Source organism: Hydrogenophaga sp. L310 (genome assembly GCF_055703065.1).
Map to the genome: position 1 here is coordinate 182,600 of NZ_JBVPZA010000001.1, position 16,680 is coordinate 199,279.

A 16,680-nucleotide genomic window follows, 5' to 3' on the forward strand; every position below is an offset into this window, starting at 1 on the left:
TTCAGACTTTGAAGGCGATCCAGTCCAGGTCGTCCCGGCACAGCTGGTCGGGCTGCCAGGTGAAGTTCCAGGTCGAGCCCACCTGGCGCAGGGCCAGCGGGGCCCGGTCTGGCTGTTGCGCATAGCAGGCGCCGGACAACCTGGCGTGTTTCTGTGCATCGAGAGGGCGGTTTTTTCCCATAGAAATCACCGCACAACGCCGCAACACCAGCGCCGCCTCAGCCATTTCCTCGCTCAGGTGGGTCATGGCCCAGCGTGCCATGCCCTGGCGCAAGCCGATGCCGTTGTAGGGCGGCGGTCCTTCGATCTCAAGATCCTGGACATCCCAGGCCAGCAGCCGGGTGCCGTCTCGGTCCAGGGTCGCATGGGTGCGCCCTTCGACCCGCAACGGTACCTCGATGTCATAGCGCCGTTGTGGCAGGGCGCGTGCCGCTGCTGCGGCCGCCAGGCCACTGAGCTCCAGCATGTGGGTGCATTGCTGGCTGGCGTCGACCTGGCGCATCACCGCGTGTGCACTGGTTTCCGGGGCCATGCCCACCAGCTGCTGGAGCTGATCTGCCGCAGACGGGCACAGGCTGTAGGGGTGGCGGGGCGCCTCCGCATGCAGCGAGGCTATGAGCCCGTCCCGCACCACCAGTTCGACCCGGAAGTGGTGGAAGTCGTCTTCGAGCGCAGCCCGGTACCGGGTGCCGGTTCTCAAGGGATCGGTCGCGATCAGAATGCGTCGTCGGAACAGGGGCATGCGGACTTTCTAGGGTTTTTACCGAGCAGGAAATCCACGATGTTCACGTCTTCCCGGCTGACACACCATGTCTTAAAGTGTACGATAAATAGAATTATGTTCAATATATATTTGGAGACCCGATGGATCTGCTGAAAGACAAAGTGGCCCTGATCACAGGTGCCGGTGGTGGCATTGGCCGGGGTGTCGCTCGCTGCTTTGCGCGAGAGGGCGCCGCGGTGCTGATTGCCGAGCTTGACCCGGTGACGGGGGCCGAGGCCGAGTTGGAACTCCGGCAGATGGGGGCCCGCGCCCTGTTCGTTCGAACCGACGTCCTGAGCAAAGAGAGTGTGGAGGCTTCAATCCAGGCCGCTGTGGACAGCTTTGGAGGTCTCGACATTCTTGTCAACAACGCCTTTGTGCCTTCAGAGAACGTGTTGCTGGAGGACAAGACGGACGCCATGCTGGAGCGCACCCTGACCTCCACCGTCTGGGCCAGCTGGTGGGCGATGCGTGCGGCCATGCCGCACATGCGCCAGCGCGGTGGCGGGCGCATCATCAACTTCACTTCCATCGATGTGGACATCGGCGCCTGGCAACACGCGGACTACAACACGGGCAAGTCGGGCGTGGTCGGGCTGACCCGCAGTGCGGCCGCCGAGTGGGGCCGCTTCAACATCACCTGCAACGCCATCGCGCCGACCGCTATGGGGGCCACCTTCCACAAGCTGGCCGCTGAAATCCCCGGTTTTGCCGAGCGCTCGGCGGCGGCACGGCCAATGGGTCGATCCGGTGACCCGGAGCTGGACATCGGGCCTGTGGTCGTTTTTCTGGGTTCGGAGATGGCCCGGTTTGTGACCGGGATCACCATGCACGTGGACGGCGGGCTGCACCTGCCCGGCTACAACTCGCGCCCGGCCCACGTGCCGGTGCGTGAATACTGATGGACCAAGCGCTGGGTTCAGCGCTTCTTGACCTGGATGCCGCTGGTCTCCTGGTCCCAGGTGGTCGGCGTGCAACCTTCGTCGCGCAGCTCGTACTTGAGGACCCGCCCTTGGGGGTTCTTGGGAAGGCTGTCGCGGAATTCGATGTAGCGCGGCAACGCGTAATAAGGCACCGCGTCAATGGCCCACCGGAACAGGTCTTCGGGACTCAGCGTCATGTCGGGGCGCAGCATGGCCGTCACCTTGACGTCGTCCTCTCCCTTGTCGGACGGCACGGCGTGCACAGCGACTTCAGCGAGGGCCGGATGACGCGCAAACGCCGCCTCCATCTCGAAGCTGGAAATGTTCTCGCCGCGCCGGCGCAGGTAGTCTTTCTTGCGGTCCACGAAGTAGAAAAAACCTTGTTCGTCGAACTTGCCAATGTCCCCGGTGTGCAGCCAGAGGTTGCGCATGATCTTCAGCGTGTCTTCGGGCCGGCGCCAGTAGCCCATGAACATGATGTCGGGGCGCAGCGGACGCACCACGATCTCGCCGGACGTGCCGGCGGGCACCTCGCGGTCGAGGTCGTCCACGATGCGCACGTCGAAGTCGGGGATGCGCGTGCCCGACGAGCCGGGCGCCGCGTATTCGCCACCGGCCAGCGAGGTGATTACCGCCGCCTCTGTGAGCCCGTAGCCGTTGCCGCCCACTTGTTTGGCACCGAAGCGTTCGCGCCAGATGGCCTTGACTTCTTCGGTGAACGGGTTGCCGCGCACCGTGTGGATCTGCCCCTTGCAGCGCTGTCCCGCTTCGGTGTCGGGCGCGTTGGCCAACATGGCGCCCATGCTGCCCAGGATGGAGGCGATGGTCGCGCCGCTGCGCTCCACCTCGGGCCAGAAATTCGACACCGAAAAGCGCGGAACGAAGGCGACGCGGGCACCCACCAGGATCGACGCCAGCACGCCCACGCACATGGCGTTCATGTGGAACAGCGGCAGCGGCGTGATCGTGACGTCATGTTCGTTGGCCGGGCCGGCGCGCAATTGCAGGCGCGCCAGGTTGCACATGTAGTTGTAGCTGATCATGCAGCCCTTGGACGGCCCGGTCGTGCCCGAGGTGTAGATCAGGCAGGCCAGTTCCCAGGGGTTGGGTTTGCGCTCGAAAGCGCTGTCGTCGTGGCCCCGGTGTCCGTTGAGCGACGCCAGTGGCAGGGTGCCGCAGCGCCCGTCGCCGGGCTCGCCCCGGGTCAGCACCAGCTTCACGTCCGGCAGCCCGTCCGACACGGCCGCGATGCGCTCGGCGTAGGTGGCTTCGCAGACCACGAGCGCCGCCCCGGCGTCTGCGATCTGGTGGCGCAGGAATTCGCCCTTGAGCGCGGTGTTGATGGGCACGCTGACGGCGCAAAGCTTGTTGATGGCGAACCAGCAGAGCACCGCGTCGACGTTGTTGTCGAGCATCGTCACCACGGTGTGCCCAGGTTGCACACCCAGCGCAGCCAGCGCATGGGCCAGGCGGGTCGATTGGCGGTCAACATCCCCGTAGGTATGAAATTCCCCCGAAAAATCGAGCAGAACCCGGTTGGGGTGTTTCGAAACAGCGCGCTCAAGCGCTGCGATGACCGTATCCTGTTGCCCAAGAGACCACGAGTCGGGGTTGCCGATGCCTGCCATGTGAAAAGCTCCAAGCCGTGCCGAAAGGCACAAAAATTCTATATTCAGACGAATATTCTATATACAGACTCATTCATTGGGTGTGCTGGTAAACCCTTGAATGTGCTGGCCGCAAAATCTCCCTTCGACCTTCAGAAAGTATGAATATGAGTCTCAAGAGCACGAACAAGCGGACCTCGGTCGCTCCGGACGCCGATGACAAGCCCAAAAGCAAGCGACCAGCATCAGCTGTTGCGCAGGTGGATGCGCAAGCCAAGCCCAATGGCAAATCGTCCCGCCTCAAGGTGGTGAGCAGTGCCGCTTCAGTGCCTGTGAAGACGATGGTCGCGAAGAAAAAAGCCGTGGCACCTGTCGCCGTGGCAAACAAGAGCCCGGTGGCCTCCACGCCGGTGGTCGTGAAGCGTTCGCGCAGTAATCGGCGCTCTGAGATAACGATCGCGAACATCCTGGCAGCCACCGAAAACATCGTGTTGGAATCCGGCGCCGAACGGATCTCGATTCTCGATGTCTGTCGAGCGGCGAATGTCTCTCGCGGAACGTTCTATCGCTACTTTGCGTCGCAGGATGAACTTCTGGATGCCTTCTCGCGCCACAAGCGGGAGCGGTTTCACGTGGCGCTGGCCGAAGCCGTGGAGTCCTGCCAGGATCCCGATGAACGTTTTGCGGCGCTGATTCGCTACCTGGACTACTACCTGGAACATGGTCGTGCGCGTCGGCTGCTGGTTGTGGCACCGGAGTACGCCCTGGGGTTCTTCCGGCGCATCTTCCACGACTCGGTCGTTCGATTTCAGGACGTTTTGGGCGTGGTCTTTGACGCCTGGGAGGCGCGTCTCGGCGTCAAGCTTGACCGGGAGCTGGTGTGCGAACTGCTTATCCGCTATGTCCTCAGCGAGCAGCTGGTACCGGGTGACACGGATCGCAAGGCGCTGCCCCGTCGCATCGGACGGTTGGTGGAGTCCCTGACCGCAGGAACATCCTCTCGAGCCAGGCGGTGACCCGAGGGGCAATCGGGAGTCAACCTTCCATCACCTGGGAGCTTGCTCAGAAGCATCCTGCTGCAGCGCCGTTGCGATCCGTGCGAACAACTGCTTCATGGGCATCTCGGACGAGTGGTGGAGAAGAGGGTCTTGATGTGCCGAAAAGGCTTGGTAGACCGTTGCCCAGTCCGCACGGGTGAAATGCCGGCGTGCTGCTGGAAATATGACCGACTCCTCCAGTGACATGTGTTCCCAGATCGCGCCACTCAGGCGCTGGACAGCGGCGGTGATCGCTGCCGGGGCGTCAGCCTGGCCACTTTCCTGACGGGATAGGGCGTCGGACAGCGCATCGACCAAGCTGCTTTCCAGGGAGTGCTGCCGCTCCAGTTCGTCCAGTACGGCGTTGTGCTCTCCGGCGTGTTGCCGGAGCAGTCGAAAAATAAAATCCTCCTCCTTGGGGTGATGCAATACCGCCGGAAACTGGCGAAGGTATTTGACCATCTGGTACATCTGCACCACGTCTGGCGCCTTGCCATTGGCGCGTCCCGCACGGTCCAATTGCTGAAGTCCGCCCAGCACCGCTGCGATGGATCGATGTTCTCCTCCAATGATCGCGAGGGCGCGGTTGGCATCAGCTTGCTGGTCATTCGACTCGATGCTGGCCACATGCACAGGCAGGTCGGCGATCTGTAGCAGCCGATGGGTCACGCTGCCGTGCAGCCAACCCCGCAAACCTGGCAAGCGGCCGTGCGAGCTCACAAACAGCAGGTCGCAGGCATGTCGATGAGCCGCATCGAGAATGGCCTGGGCCGGATGGTCGCTGACGCTTGCATCGGTCGTACAAGCAACGCCGCCGATCTTTGCTGCGGTGGCGGCCTTGAGCAGAACAGCATGGCGGGGCATATTGCTTTCCTCAGCAAATGCCTGGTCGTCCAGTGAGTACAACATGGCGCCTTCACCGGTTGCCGTCAGGTCTGGCGCGGCGTGAAAGAAGGTGATTCGGGCGTCCAGAGCACGCGCGAATTCGACCGCGCGGGTCACGGTAGTCATCCCCAGGGGGGTGTCGTCCAAGGCGACAAGCAGGTTCTTGTACATCAGAAATCTCCATGTGGGACCAGTCTGCAGGGTGCCCAAAACGGGGCGTGTCATCAAGTCAGTGTTTTCGATAACTTGAACAGAATCGCATTTTCTGATTAATATAGCGTTGATGCAGCGCAAACCTTTGTCGAAAGTTCGGCAGTGGCCGCAGCTTCACCGACACACGAGACAACCTGGTTTTGGCCACCTCGGCCATGCCTGAACCTGAAAGAGACCACCATGCTGATCGACCTGCACGCCCACGCCCCGCTACCCGGGTACTACAACCAGCACCCGTTCTGGGGGCCGTTCTTCGAACGCCACCCGGACGGCGACGTCAAGCTTCGCGTCGGCCATTGGGTGCTGCGCCTCGGCTCGCCCGAGCGCAAGGCGGCTGTGGCTGCTGGAAATGGCCCGAGCGTCGAGGACTACATGGCCCGGTGGGCCGATCCGAAAAACCGCCTGAACGGCATGGACGCTGCGGGCCAGAACGCGCAGGTGCTGTCGGTGCCGTCGCACTGCTACATGTACTGGGCCGACCCGGAGTTCTCGGTCCGCTTTGCCACCAAGGTCAACGACATCCTGGCCGACTACTGCTCGGCGGCACCGGATCGCCTGATGTTCTGGGCCCATGCGCCGCTGAACGCCCCGCACGACGCCGCGAAGGAAATTCGCCGCGCCTGCACCGAGCTTGGCGCCAAGGGCCTGGTGGCCGGGGGCGCCAACTTCGGCGGGCTGGAAGCCGATTCGCCGCAACTCGATGTGGTCTGGAAAACGATGTGCGATCTGGATCTGCCGATCTTCATCCACGGCTACAACCAGTCGGTGACCTGGGGCATGCAGGCCAACCAGGACCCGTACGAGACCACGGCCATCGTGGGCATGAACTACGACGAAACGCGCTTCTTCTGGTACCTGATCAACGGCGGCGTGCTGGACCGTTTCCCCGACCTGAAGGTCTACATCACCCACGGTGGCGGCTACATCCCTTACCAGCTCGGTCGTCTGGCCCAGACCAACCGCAACCTGGATGTGAAGTTCAACAAGAAGCCGGTTGAGGAGTACCTGAAGAATTTCTGGTTTGACGTGGAGCTGCACGAAGTGCCGATGCGTCAGGCCCTGGTCGACATCATCGGTGCCGACCGCGTGCTGTACGGCAGCAACTTTGGCGGCAGTGACGCCGTTCGCCACGACCTGACCGATGGCCTGCGTTTGTCGGATGACGATCTGCAGAAAATCCGATGGAAAAACGCGTGTGAACTGCTGCATCTCGACCCGGCCAAGCTGGGCAAACCCGCTGTCAAAGCTGCCCCATGAAACTCGCCCGCTGCACCGATGGCGGCGCTCCGTTCTGGGCGCTGGTGAACACCGAACGCGGAGAGCTTCGCCCGATCGTGGGCGGCGTGCCCGACTGGGGGCCGGCGGTCACGCGCGGTGAAGGTGAGGCCGCACTGCCATTCACTGGGGCCGTGCTGCCCATGGGTTCGGTGAGGCTTCTGCCGCCGATTGAGAAGACCAACCGTGTGGTGGTGGCCGGTGCCAACTACGCCAAACACCTCGCGGCCGATTTCGGCATCAAGAGCCACAGCCAGCCCATTGCGTTTTTGAAGGCCTACGGGGCACTCATCGGCGCCAACGACACGCTGCGTTACCCGCCACTGACCCAGGAGCTGGACCACGAGGTGGAGCTGGTGGCGGTGATCGGTGATGTGGTCAACCGCCAGGACCCGATCGCCAGTGTGTTGGGGTATACCGTGGGCAACGACGTGAGTTCGCGTGACCTGCAGCGCAGCGGACCACCCGGTGTGGGTATGGACCTGTTTGCGGCCAAGAGCGGCGACCAGACCACGGGGCTCGGCCCCTGGATCGTGACCCGCGATGAATTCCCGCTGGAAGGCAAGCTGTCGTTGCGCCTGTTGCTGCGCGTGAATGGCGACCTTCGGCAGGACGGCGACACCGCCGAAATGACCTGGAACGTGGCGGAGTTGGTGAAGTTCGTGGACGAGCGTTCGAGTTTCGAAAGCGGCGATGTCATGTTCACCGGCTCGCCCGCCGGCACGGCGCAGGGCTCCGGCAAATTCCTCCGGGTGGGTGACGTGGTCGAGGCCGAAATCCCGGGCATTGGCGTCTTGCGCAACACCGTCACGGCGACGCAATAAACACTCAGAAAGAAATCAAATGAGCATCACGCAAAACAAAGTGGTCGTCGTCGGTGGCGGCCTGATGGGCACGGGCATTGCCCATGCCTTCGCCAGTTCGGGGTTCGCCACCGTGCTGGTGGACAGCAACGAGGCCGCGGCCGCCAAGGCCCTGGCCGCTGTGGCCAAGATCCTGGACGACGGCGTTCGCCTCGGCAAACTCGATGCGGCGGTGGCCGAGGCCGCCAAGGCCCGCCTCACCACACAAACCGATCTGGCCACCGCGTGTGCGGGGGCGGCGTTGCTGGTCGAGACCGTGACCGAAAACATCGTGGTGAAGAAGCAGGTGGTGGCCACGGCCGCCGCCCACATGCTGCCCGACGCCCTCATCGCCAGCAACACCTCGGCGCTGAGCGTGACCGAGATCGCCACGGCCGTCCCCAACCCGGAGCGGGTGGTGGGCATGCACTTTTTCAACCCGGTGCACAAGATGAAGCTGGTCGAACTGGTGCGCGGCATTGCCACCAGCGACGAGGCCGTGGCCTTGAGCCGAGCCTACAGCGACGCCTTGGGCAAGACCTCGATCGTCGTCAACGAATCGCCGGGGCTGACCACCAGCCGCATGTCGGCCATGCTGGGCAACGAAGCGATGTGGATGCTGCAGGAAGGTGTGGCCACGGCCGAAGACATCGACACCGCGCTGCGCATGGGCTTCAACCACCCGATGGGGCCGCTGGAGCTGGGCGACTTGACCGGTTGGGACACCCGGCTGTCGGTGCTGCGCTACCTGCATTCCACCCTGGGTGACAAGTTCCGACCGTGTCCGCTGATCATCAAGATGGTGGCCTCCGGTCGCCACGGCCGAAAGACCGGCGCAGGCGTGTACCAGTACGACGACAAGGGCCAGCGCGTGCCCGGCTCCGGCCTGAAAGCGAGTGTTCTGTGAGCCGCGTGGATGTCGTGATCGTCGGGGCGGTTCGCACCCCCGTCGGAAAATTCAAGGGCAGTCTGGCGGGCGTTCGCGCCGATCACCTGGGGGCCGTGGTGCTGGACGAACTCATCACCCGTGCCGGGCTTGAACCGGAGCTGGTGGACGACGTCATCTTCGGCTGCGTCACCCAGGTGGGCGAACAGTCGGCCAACATCGCGCGCACCGCGCTGCTGGGGGCCGGCTGGCCCTGCACGATTCCCGGCCTGACCATCGATCGCAAATGCGGATCGGGTGAAGAGGCCGTGCACCTGGCCGCGGGCCAGATTGCCTTTGGCTCGGCCGACGTGGTCGTGGCCGGCGGTGCCGAGAACATGAGCCGGGTGCCCATGGGCAGCAACCGCAGCATCCACGGCGAGGCTTTTGGCTGGATGGCCGCCGACCGTTACGAAATGACGGGTCAAGGCGAAGCCGCCGAACGCCTGTGCGATCAGTGGGGACTGGTGCGCGAGGAGCTCGATGCGTTCGCGGTGGAAAGCCACCGCCGCGCCGCCGCCGCTGCGCTGGCCGGCCATTTCCAGAAAGAAATCGTGTCGGTGCCGGTGGCGCAAGTGCGAGAGAAGGGCGCCGAGGGCGAGGCGCCCCTGTTCTCTGCGGACGAAACCATTCGCCCGGGCACGGCGGCCGAAAAGCTGGCGACCCTCAAGACCAGTTTTCGCACCGACGGACGCCTGACCGCCGGAAACTCGTCACAGATTTCCGACGGCGCGGCCGCGTTGCTGCTGATGTCCTCGGCCAAGGCCGAGTCGCTGGGTCTTAAGCCCCGCGCCCGCATCCGCGCCATGACCACGGTGGGCTCCGACCCCACACTGATGCTGACGGGGCCGATCGCGGCCACCCGCAAAGTGCTGGCACAGGCCGGCCTCACGCTGGACGACATCGACCTTTTCGAAATCAACGAAGCGTTCGCGCCGGTACCGATGGTGTGGATGAAAGAGCTGGGGGTTTCCGCCGAGCGGCTGAACGTGAATGGCGGCGCCATCGCGCTGGGCCACCCCTTGGGGGCCAGTGGCGCGCGCATCATGACGTCGATGCTGCACGAGTTGGAGCGCCGCGGAGGCCGCTATGCGCTGCAGGCAATCTGTTGTGCCGGTGGCATGGCCACCGCCACACTGATCGAGCGTCTGTAACCGTGGCGCGCCTGCCGCTGGTGTCCCTGGCCGATCTCCCGGCGCCGCTGGGCGAGGCCGTGCAGCGGGGCGTGGACACCCGCATGCTCAGCTCCACCGTGCCGGTCCAGGTGTGGGCGCACCGGCCGCAGGCGGCGCTGGCCTGGCTGGCGCTGCTGGACCAGTTCCACAACCATGGGGTGCTGGACGCGCGCCTGCGCGAGCTGGTGCGTTTGCGCATCGCCAGCATCACGCAGTGCCAGGCCTGCCAGCTGGCGCGCAAAAGTGACCGTGTGGATGCGCAGGACATTGAAGCCCTCAACTGCCTGCAAACCGGCAGCGAGCACTTCACGCCAGCCGAGCGCGCGGCGCTGACCTACGCCGAGCTGTTCGCGGCCGACGCACACGCCATTGACGAACAACATTTCGCCGCGCTGGCGGCGCACTTTTCGACCGCCGAAACCGTGGATCTGCAGATGTTCTGCGCCTTGATGCTGGCCGGCGGCCGCATGACGTTGGTTCAACAAGCCTACGAGGAACTACCCCGATGAGCTCATCGATCTTCGACATCACCCTTCAAGCCCTGGACGGCTCCGATACCAACCTCGCACCCTTCAAGGGGCAGGTGATTCTGGTCGTCAACGTCGCGTCCAAATGCGGGTTGACCCCGCAGTACGCCGGCCTGCAGGCTCTCTACGACCGGTTTCACCACCGTGGGCTGCAAGTCACGGGATTTCCGTGCAACGACTTTGCCGGTCAGGAGCCGGGAAGCGAGGGCGAGATCCGCGACTTCTGCGACACCGAGTACCACGTGAACTTTCCGTTGTTCTCCAAATTGCGCATCAACAGCAAACCCCGCCACCCCCTGTACGCCGCGCTCATTGCCGCGCAGCCACAGGCCCTGGCGTCCGGCGATTCGCTGCTGCGCAACACCTTGAGCAAGCACCAACTGCTGCCCAAGGGCGACACCGATGTGATGTGGAACTTTGAAAAATTCCTGATCGACCGCGACGGTGCCGTGGTGGCCCGTTTTGCCCCCGATGTGACCCCCGATGACGCACGGCTGATCTCGGCCATCGAGGATGCCCTCGGTTGATCCGGCGGCCCGCGGCGAGCGTTCCCGGTTCGGGTGGACGCTGCTGACGCTGGTCGCTGCCCAGGTCGGTTTGCACGGCTGCCTCAACGGCATGCGCATGACCATCCCCTTGCTGGCGGTGAACGAGGCGCGTGGCGCGGCCGTGATCGGGGTGTTGATGGCCCTGTTTGCCGTGTTCCCCTTTTTGCTGGCCATTCCCGCCGGCCGTCTGGTGGACCGGCGCGGGTACCACCTGGCGACGCGCATCGGCGCCTTGCTGGCGCTGGTGGGAGCGGTGCTCGCTGCGCTGAGTTCCCATGTGTGGGCGTTGGGCGCTGCTGCTGCCATGGTGGGCGCCGGCTCCGCGATGGGCATGATTTCACTTCAGCGCACCGCCGGCCGGCTGGCGCGGGGCGAGGCCGAACGCCTGAAAATTTTCAGCTGGGTGGCGCTCGCCCCGTCCATCGCCACGTTTGTGGGCCCCTTGCTGGCGGGCGCGCTGATCGACCATGTGAGCTACCGCGCGGCCTTTGTCGGGTTGGCGCTGTTCCCCTTGGGGACGTTGCTCGCAACCACCCGCGTGCCTGCTGAAGCACCCCGGGCGCCGGGCAAACCGGTCGCCGCGCCACAGAAGGCGTGGGATCTGCTGGGGAACAGCGATCTTCGGCGGCTGTTCTTCATCAACTGGCTGATTGCCGCTTGCTGGGACGCCCACGCGTTTGCCCTGCCGATCCTGGGCCATGAGCGGGGACTGAGCGCGTCCGCCATTGCCATGGTGCTGGCCAGCTACGCCGTCACCTCGGCCTCGGTGCGCCTGGCGATCCCGTTCATGGCGGAGCGTTTGCAACCCCGGTGGGTGATGACCGGTGCGCTGGCGCTGACGGCATCGGTTTTTCTGCTCTACCCCTGGCTGGACAGTGCGTGGGCCATGGCCGTCTGTGCCGGCACCATGGGCCTGGGGCTGGGGGCCATCCAGCCCGCGGTCATGTCCAGCCTGCACACCTTCACCCCGCCCGAGCGCCAGGGCGAGGCGCTGGGGCTTCGGTCCACCGTCATCCACTTCTCCACCCTGGTGATGCCCTTGAGTTTCGGCGCCGTGGGCGCGGTGCTGGGTGTCGCGCCGGTGTTCTGGATGACCGGGGCGGCGCTGTCTGCGGGCGCCTGGGCCGCGTTCGGCTTGCCGTCACGGGCCAAGCACGCCGGATGAGTGCGGCACACCGCAGTGCTCCGCTGCCGATCACCCAGAAGAATTCACCGCAAGGACACACCATGCTGAAGCTGTATCACTCACCCGGTTCCAACTCGGCGCGCATCCTGTGGCTGCTGGAGGAGCTGGGGGCCGACCGGGAGGTCGTGGTGGTGAAGTACCCACGCAACGACGGCAGCGAGGCCGATCCGCGCAACCCGCATCCGCACGGGTTCACGCCGGCGCTGGAACACGAGGGCCACCTGGTGTCGGAAACGGCGGCCATTGCGCTGTACCTGACCGATCTGCATCCCGAGGCGGAAGTCGGTGTCCCGGTGGGCCATGCGCTGCGTGGTGCCTACCTCACCTGGTTGTTCTATCAGGTGGGCTTGACCGAACCGCTGGTATACATGAAGGGGCAGGGCCTCCTAGTGCAGGACCCGGCCATGAGCGGCCTTAACGAATCGATGATGCGGCACATCAGGCACACGCTGCAGCGCGGCCCCTATTTGCTCGGAGAACGCTTCACCGCTGCCGACATCCTGTTCATGAGTTTGTTTGAGATGGCCCGGCCTCTGCTGGGCGGTTGCCCGGTCATCGACGCCTACCTGGCCCTTGCCGACCGCCCCGCGCGGCGCCGCGCCTTGGCACTGGACCGCTGAATGGCCGACCGAGCACAGCTCCCTCGCCCGACCCTGTTTGTTTTCTGGAGCGCACCTTGATGTCCCGTTCTGTCGTACTTGTCACCGGCGGAGCACGCCGTATCGGGCGTGCCATCGCGCTCGACCTCGCCGCCGCCGGATGGAGCGTCGCGTTCAGCTACCGCCGGTCGTCGGCCGAAGCGCAAGACACCTTGCGGGAACTGCGCCGCCACCCCGGGCAAGCGGAAGCCCTTTTCGCCGATTTGAGCGACGAGGCCAGTTGCCGCGCGCTGGTGCCTGAGGTCGTGGAGCGTTTCGGCCGCATCGATGCGGTGGTGAACAACGCCTCGGCCTTTGAGTACGACAACGCTGAGACCTGCGGGCTGGCGGCCATGGAGCGGCACTGGAAGGCCAACACCGCGCCCGCCATCTTGCTGGCCCAAGGCCTGTACCAGCACCTGAGGGACACCGGGCGCACCGGGTGCGTGGTGAATCTGCTCGATCAGAAGTTGTGGAATCCCAACCCCGATTATTTTTCGTACACCCTGTCCAAGGCGGCGCTGGAGGCAGCCACCAAGATGCTGGCGATGGCCATGGCACCGCAGCTTCGGGTGAGCGGCGTGGCCCCTGGTCTCGCATTGCTCTCGGGCCCGATGAACGAGCAGGAGTTTGACGTGGGCCAGCGGCTCAATCCGCTGGGGCGCAGTTCGCCGCCAGAGGACATTGCCAGCGCGGTGCGCTTCCTGCTGACCTCGCCCGCCACGACCGGCTCCACGATCCTGGTGGACGGTGGCCAGCACCTGTCTCGCCAGGCGCGCGACGTGATGTTTCTCGCCCGCGAGATGGAAACCCGCTGACATGCCCGACCCACTCCTGAGTGCCGAACTGGCGCAATGCCGGCGCCTGTTTCTGCGCAACCACGTGGTGGACATCGGCATCGGGGCGCACGCCTTTGAACAAGGGCGCCCGCAGCGCGTTCGGATCAACGTGGATCTGTACGTGCCGCTCGCGTGCAGCACACCGGTGGGCGATGCGCTGCACGAGGTGGTGGACTACGACTTTGTGCGTGAGATCGTCCGTGACCGGGTGGGGCGAGGGCACATCCGGCTGCAGGAAACCCTGGCCGATGACCTGCTGCGCTCGCTGCTGGCCCACCCCCAGGTGGTGGCCGCGCGGGTCTCGACTGAAAAGCCCGATGTCTACCCCGACTGCGAAGCGGTCGGGGTGGAGGTGTTCGGGTTCAAAGACACCAGCCAGCATCCCCTGGGCGCAGAGGTTCAGAAACCTTAGTGAGGGTTGCGCTCTTCCAGGGTGGTGCCACGGGTCCACAGCAGCAGCAGCACGCTGACCACTGCGGAGACCACCAGGGCTGAGCTCACCGAGGTGTGCTCAGCCACCACGCCCCACACGATGGCCCCTCCAGCGCTGCCGCCCATGATGCTCATCTGGTAGATCGCCATGCCGCGCGCGCGCAGGTTGGTCGGCAACACCAGTTGGGCCGACATGGTGAGCGTGTTGGCCACGCACAGCCAGACCGCACCCGACAGCGCCAGCGCGGGGGCCAGCGTCCAGGCACTGGGCGCCCACACAGCGCCCAGCGTGGCCAGCGCGTGCAGCCAGACGCCGGCATCGATGATGCGGTTGCGCGCCGCCATGGCGGGAAGGCGGGGCAGGGCCATGGCGGCGAGCACGGCCCCCGCACCCATGGCCGCGAGCAGGGCGGTGTAGGTAGCCTCATTGGCACCGAGACCCTTGGCAACCAGTGGCAGCAAGGCGACCAAGGCCACGGCCTGGGCGAAAAACACAAAGGCACGGAACAACACGGCCCGAAGGATGGGCGAGGCCCTTGCGTGACGCACGCCATCGCGCATGGCCTGCAGCAACCGGGTGCGCTGGGCGGGGGGCGTGTGCGGGGGAATGGGGGCCCGCCAGATCAACACGCCGGCCAGGATGGACAGCACCGCGTTGAGTGCAAACACCATGGCCGATCCTTGCCAGGCCAGCACGATGCCCGCCACGATTGGGCCCAGCACCCGCGTCAGGTTGATGGCCAGGGCGTTCAGGGTCAGGGCCGACGACAGCAGGCGTCGCTCCACCAGGTCGGGCACCAGGGCCGAGAACACCGGGAACCGGAACGCCAGTCCCACGCCATTGAGCAGGCACAGCAGCAACAGCGTGCCAGGCTTCAGGGCGCCGCTGCCTGCGAGGACTGCCAGAACCGCCGCCACAAGTGCGATCCAGGCCTGCGCCACGGCCAAAAATCGCCTGCGGTTGAGCAGATCGGCCAGGGCGCCGCTGGCCAGACCCAGCACAAAGAGGGGCAAAGTGCCGGCCGCCTGCACCCAAGCCACCCAGACGGGGCTTTCGGTGAGCTGGGTCATGCGCCAGGCGGCCGTCACCTCGTGCATCCACATGGTCATGTTGCCGGACAGCCAGGCCAGCCACAAATAACGAAAGCCCGAACCCCGGAAGGGTTCGAGCAGGGAGTCTGAGGGCGCGCGCGGCATCAGGTCGGCTGGCCCAATGGCGCGCCGCAACGGAAGAGGTTCATGTGGTTCAGAGGGTCTTGGATTTGGCCATGTCGACGAGGTCGGCCATGGTCGGGTTGTGGGCCAGCATGCCGCCGTCCGCGATGTAGGTCTGTCCGTTGATGTAGCGCGCTTCGCTGGAGGCAAGGAAACACACCAGCGCAGCGATGTCTTCGGGCTCGCCGAATTCAGGCACCAGCAAATGGCGCTGCATCACGTCGATCACACTGGCCGCCGCACCACGCGTGCCTGGTGTCAGCACCAGGCCCGGGGCCACTGCATTGCAGCGCACGCCTTGGGCGCCGTGGTGAGTGGCGATCTGGCGGGTCAGGCCGATGATGGCCGCCTTGGACACGCTGTAGGCCATGCGCGTGATGTCACCCGAGAACCCGCCGGTGGACGCGGTGTTCACGATCGCACCGCCGCCCTGGGCGATCATGGTCGGCAAGGCGAACTTGCATCCCGCCAGGTAGCCGCGCAGGTTCACGGCCATGACCTGGTCCCAGACCTCGAATTCGATGTCGATGGCGTTTTTGTCTTTGGCGTGAACGGCCGGGGAACTCAGTGCCGCGTTGTTGTGCAGCACATCCAGGCGGCCGAAACGGTCGATCGTGCCTTGTACAAGCTGCTGGATGCTCTGCACGTCGGCGGCGTCGAAGACCTGTGCGCTGGCACGCGGGCCCAGTTCTGCGGCCAAGGTGGCTGCACCTGCGGCGTTGACGTCGGCCACCACCACGGTGGCGCCTTCTGCGACGAGTCGCCGGCAGGTGGCCTCACCGATGCCGGACGCGCCCCCGGTGACGATGGCGATCTGGTCTTTGAAGCGGCCTTCGTGGGGGCCGGGAAGGGTGGGCTTGCTCATGGCGTCTCCGGTGTGCTGGTGGCGAAGCCGCGGAACTGTTCGAGATTCACGCTGGCGTCCTGGGGTGGTTGCAGGAAGTAGCGCACGTGCAGGGTGCCCGGGCCAAACCGGTAGGTCTCGATGCTCTCGATCACCTGGCTGCTGCCCACGATGCAGTTGCGGTGGTGCACGGCGGCCTCGTTGCCGTTGATGATGGTGTTCACCACCTCCAGGCGGAACTGGTGGTTGTGCTTGTCGTACATCTCTTCGATGACGAGCCAGCCATCGGCCTGCTCGGGGCGGCCCACGTATTCGATGTCCAGCTGGGCAGGGGCCATTTCACGGTAGAGCGCCAGCAAGCCTGCCTTGTCGTGGTGGTTCCAGCAGCGGACCTGGCCGCTCATGAAGCGTTGAATCTGCTCGGGGGTGATCTGTGACATGGTGTTTTCTTTCGGTCAGGGTTGGCGAACGAAATAGCGCACCGTGAGCTTGCCTTGGTCAAAGCGGTACAGCTCGATGGTCTCGATGGCCAGCGAGCTGCCGCGAACCTTGTTGCGGTTGTGGCACGCGGCCTCGTTGCCGTTGATGATCAGCGCGACTTCTTCGATCTCGATCTTGGCGCTCTGTTGCGCCCACATGCCCTCCAGCACAGGCCAACCTTCGCCCGCAGGCCCACGGCCCACGTACTCGATCTGCAGGCCCTCGGGGGCTGCTGCGCGGTAGGCGGCGAAGAAGCCCTCTTTGTCGCCCCGGTTCCAGGCCTGCACCTGGGCGTGCAGGAAGTGTTCGATGGTGGATGTGTCCAT

At 64.9% G+C, this 16,680-nt stretch carries 19 protein-coding genes; 12 read left to right on the forward strand and 7 right to left on the reverse strand.

Annotated elements, in window-relative coordinates; genetic code table 11:
* Position 1: 1 nt before the first annotated feature.
* On the reverse strand, positions 2–742 hold the full coding sequence (locus AC0GNO_RS00925) for a DUF2889 domain-containing protein (RefSeq protein WP_472902613.1): 741 nt from the start codon (positions 740–742) through the stop codon (positions 2–4).
* A 122-nt stretch (positions 743–864) separates the two neighbouring features.
* Here AC0GNO_RS00925 and AC0GNO_RS00930 point away from each other — a divergent pair, with 122 nt between their 5' ends.
* Positions 865–1,665, forward strand: a complete 801-nt coding sequence (locus AC0GNO_RS00930; protein ID WP_472902614.1) for an SDR family NAD(P)-dependent oxidoreductase — start codon at positions 865–867, stop codon at positions 1,663–1,665.
* A 17-nt stretch (positions 1,666–1,682) separates the two neighbouring features.
* On the opposite strand, the gene AC0GNO_RS00935 is transcribed toward AC0GNO_RS00930, so the two are convergent.
* Complete coding sequence (locus tag AC0GNO_RS00935) at positions 1,683–3,314, reverse strand: ATP-dependent acyl-CoA ligase (protein ID WP_472902615.1); 1,632 nt, start codon at positions 3,312–3,314, stop codon at positions 1,683–1,685.
* Positions 3,315–3,460: 146 nt separating this feature from the next.
* On the opposite strand from AC0GNO_RS00935, the gene AC0GNO_RS00940 reads away from it, so the two are divergent.
* Positions 3,461–4,309: a TetR/AcrR family transcriptional regulator gene (locus tag AC0GNO_RS00940; RefSeq protein WP_472902616.1), complete on the forward strand. Its 849-nt coding sequence runs from the start codon at positions 3,461–3,463 to the stop codon at positions 4,307–4,309.
* A 30-nt stretch (positions 4,310–4,339) separates the two neighbouring features.
* Here the strand turns inward: AC0GNO_RS00940 and AC0GNO_RS00945 are convergent, their stop codons facing one another.
* Positions 4,340–5,386 (reverse strand): universal stress protein, encoded by a 1,047-nt coding sequence (locus AC0GNO_RS00945; RefSeq protein WP_472902617.1) that lies wholly within the window; start codon positions 5,384–5,386, stop codon positions 4,340–4,342.
* Between the two features lie 222 nt (positions 5,387–5,608).
* Here AC0GNO_RS00945 and AC0GNO_RS00950 point away from each other — a divergent pair, with 222 nt between their 5' ends.
* From AC0GNO_RS00950 to AC0GNO_RS00995, 10 genes are all read left to right on the forward strand, one after another.
* Positions 5,609–6,685 (forward strand): amidohydrolase family protein, encoded by a 1,077-nt coding sequence (locus AC0GNO_RS00950; RefSeq protein WP_472902618.1) that lies wholly within the window; start codon positions 5,609–5,611, stop codon positions 6,683–6,685.
* A complete protein-coding gene (locus tag AC0GNO_RS00955) occupies positions 6,682–7,527 on the forward strand; it encodes a fumarylacetoacetate hydrolase family protein (RefSeq protein WP_472902619.1) in 846 nt (281 codons plus the stop codon). The genes AC0GNO_RS00950 and AC0GNO_RS00955 overlap by 4 nt, the downstream gene beginning before the upstream one ends.
* Positions 7,528–7,546: 19 nt before the next feature.
* Positions 7,547–8,452, forward strand: a complete 906-nt coding sequence (locus AC0GNO_RS00960) for a 3-hydroxyacyl-CoA dehydrogenase (protein ID WP_472902620.1) — start codon at positions 7,547–7,549, stop codon at positions 8,450–8,452.
* Positions 8,449–9,624 (forward strand): thiolase family protein, encoded by a 1,176-nt coding sequence (locus tag AC0GNO_RS00965; RefSeq protein WP_472902621.1) that lies wholly within the window; start codon positions 8,449–8,451, stop codon positions 9,622–9,624. Before AC0GNO_RS00960 ends, AC0GNO_RS00965 begins: the two co-directional genes overlap by 4 nt.
* 2 nt (positions 9,625–9,626) lie before the next feature.
* On the forward strand, positions 9,627–10,154 hold the full coding sequence (locus AC0GNO_RS00970) for a carboxymuconolactone decarboxylase family protein (protein WP_472902622.1): 528 nt from the start codon (positions 9,627–9,629) through the stop codon (positions 10,152–10,154).
* Positions 10,151–10,699: a glutathione peroxidase gene (locus tag AC0GNO_RS00975; protein WP_472902623.1), complete on the forward strand. Its 549-nt coding sequence runs from the start codon at positions 10,151–10,153 to the stop codon at positions 10,697–10,699. The genes AC0GNO_RS00970 and AC0GNO_RS00975 overlap by 4 nt, the downstream gene beginning before the upstream one ends.
* Positions 10,686–11,885 carry an MFS transporter gene (locus AC0GNO_RS00980; protein ID WP_472902624.1) on the forward strand — a complete coding sequence of 400 codons (1,200 nt, stop codon included), beginning with the start codon at positions 10,686–10,688 and terminating at the stop codon, positions 11,883–11,885. Before AC0GNO_RS00975 ends, AC0GNO_RS00980 begins: the two co-directional genes overlap by 14 nt.
* Before the next feature lie 62 nt (positions 11,886–11,947).
* Entirely contained in the window at positions 11,948–12,526 is a 579-nt protein-coding gene (locus AC0GNO_RS00985) for a glutathione S-transferase family protein (RefSeq protein ID WP_472902625.1), read from the forward strand.
* A gap of 59 nt (positions 12,527–12,585) precedes the next feature.
* Positions 12,586–13,362: an SDR family oxidoreductase gene (locus AC0GNO_RS00990; RefSeq protein ID WP_472902626.1), complete on the forward strand. Its 777-nt coding sequence runs from the start codon at positions 12,586–12,588 to the stop codon at positions 13,360–13,362.
* A gap of 1 nt (position 13,363) precedes the next feature.
* A complete protein-coding gene (locus tag AC0GNO_RS00995; RefSeq protein WP_472902627.1) occupies positions 13,364–13,795 on the forward strand; it encodes a dihydroneopterin aldolase in 432 nt (143 codons plus the stop codon).
* On the opposite strand, the gene AC0GNO_RS01000 is transcribed toward AC0GNO_RS00995, so the two are convergent.
* The 4 genes from AC0GNO_RS01000 to AC0GNO_RS01015 are packed head-to-tail and all read right to left on the reverse strand — an operon-like array spanning position 13,792 to position 16,680.
* Positions 13,792–15,012, reverse strand: coding sequence for an MFS transporter (locus AC0GNO_RS01000; RefSeq protein WP_472902628.1), 1,221 nt, complete (start codon positions 15,010–15,012; stop codon positions 13,792–13,794). The genes AC0GNO_RS00995 and AC0GNO_RS01000 overlap by 4 nt on opposite strands.
* A 49-nt stretch (positions 15,013–15,061) precedes the next feature.
* On the reverse strand, positions 15,062–15,895 hold the full coding sequence (locus AC0GNO_RS01005) for an SDR family NAD(P)-dependent oxidoreductase (protein WP_472902629.1): 834 nt from the start codon (positions 15,893–15,895) through the stop codon (positions 15,062–15,064).
* Complete coding sequence (locus tag AC0GNO_RS01010; RefSeq protein ID WP_472902630.1) at positions 15,892–16,314, reverse strand: nuclear transport factor 2 family protein; 423 nt, start codon at positions 16,312–16,314, stop codon at positions 15,892–15,894. The genes AC0GNO_RS01005 and AC0GNO_RS01010 overlap by 4 nt, the downstream gene beginning before the upstream one ends.
* Positions 16,315–16,329: 15 nt before the next feature.
* A complete protein-coding gene (locus tag AC0GNO_RS01015) occupies positions 16,330–16,680 on the reverse strand; it encodes a Cif family virulence factor (protein ID WP_472902631.1) in 351 nt (116 codons plus the stop codon).

What these genes read in the sequence shown, in the direction of transcription:
- AC0GNO_RS00930 (WP_472902614.1), top strand. Translation starts at nt 865, where the DNA reads ATGGATCTGCTGAAAGACAAAGTGGCCCTGATCACAGGTGCCGGTGGT.
- AC0GNO_RS00955 (WP_472902619.1), top strand. Translation starts at nt 6,682, where the DNA reads ATGAAACTCGCCCGCTGCACCGATGGCGGCGCTCCGTTCTGGGCGCTG.
- AC0GNO_RS00985 (WP_472902625.1), top strand. Translation starts at nt 11,948, where the DNA reads ATGCTGAAGCTGTATCACTCACCCGGTTCCAACTCGGCGCGCATCCTG.
- AC0GNO_RS01000 (WP_472902628.1), bottom strand. Translation starts at nt 15,012, where the DNA reads ATGCCGCGCGCGCCCTCAGACTCCCTGCTCGAACCCTTCCGGGGTTCG.
- AC0GNO_RS00950 (WP_472902618.1), top strand. Translation starts at nt 5,609, where the DNA reads ATGCTGATCGACCTGCACGCCCACGCCCCGCTACCCGGGTACTACAAC.
- AC0GNO_RS00940 (WP_472902616.1), top strand. Translation starts at nt 3,461, where the DNA reads ATGAGTCTCAAGAGCACGAACAAGCGGACCTCGGTCGCTCCGGACGCC.
- AC0GNO_RS00960 (WP_472902620.1), top strand. Translation starts at nt 7,547, where the DNA reads ATGAGCATCACGCAAAACAAAGTGGTCGTCGTCGGTGGCGGCCTGATG.
- AC0GNO_RS01010 (WP_472902630.1), bottom strand. Translation starts at nt 16,314, where the DNA reads ATGTCACAGATCACCCCCGAGCAGATTCAACGCTTCATGAGCGGCCAG.
- AC0GNO_RS00990 (WP_472902626.1), top strand. Translation starts at nt 12,586, where the DNA reads ATGTCCCGTTCTGTCGTACTTGTCACCGGCGGAGCACGCCGTATCGGG.
- AC0GNO_RS01015 (WP_472902631.1), bottom strand. Translation starts at nt 16,680, where the DNA reads ATGGACACATCCACCATCGAACACTTCCTGCACGCCCAGGTGCAGGCC.
- AC0GNO_RS00945 (WP_472902617.1), bottom strand. Translation starts at nt 5,386, where the DNA reads ATGTACAAGAACCTGCTTGTCGCCTTGGACGACACCCCCCTGGGGATG.
- AC0GNO_RS00980 (WP_472902624.1), top strand. Translation starts at nt 10,686, where the DNA reads ATGCCCTCGGTTGATCCGGCGGCCCGCGGCGAGCGTTCCCGGTTCGGG.
- AC0GNO_RS01005 (WP_472902629.1), bottom strand. Translation starts at nt 15,895, where the DNA reads ATGAGCAAGCCCACCCTTCCCGGCCCCCACGAAGGCCGCTTCAAAGAC.
- AC0GNO_RS00995 (WP_472902627.1), top strand. Translation starts at nt 13,364, where the DNA reads ATGCCCGACCCACTCCTGAGTGCCGAACTGGCGCAATGCCGGCGCCTG.
- AC0GNO_RS00975 (WP_472902623.1), top strand. Translation starts at nt 10,151, where the DNA reads ATGAGCTCATCGATCTTCGACATCACCCTTCAAGCCCTGGACGGCTCC.
- AC0GNO_RS00935 (WP_472902615.1), bottom strand. Translation starts at nt 3,314, where the DNA reads ATGGCAGGCATCGGCAACCCCGACTCGTGGTCTCTTGGGCAACAGGAT.
- AC0GNO_RS00925 (WP_472902613.1), bottom strand. Translation starts at nt 742, where the DNA reads ATGCCCCTGTTCCGACGACGCATTCTGATCGCGACCGATCCCTTGAGA.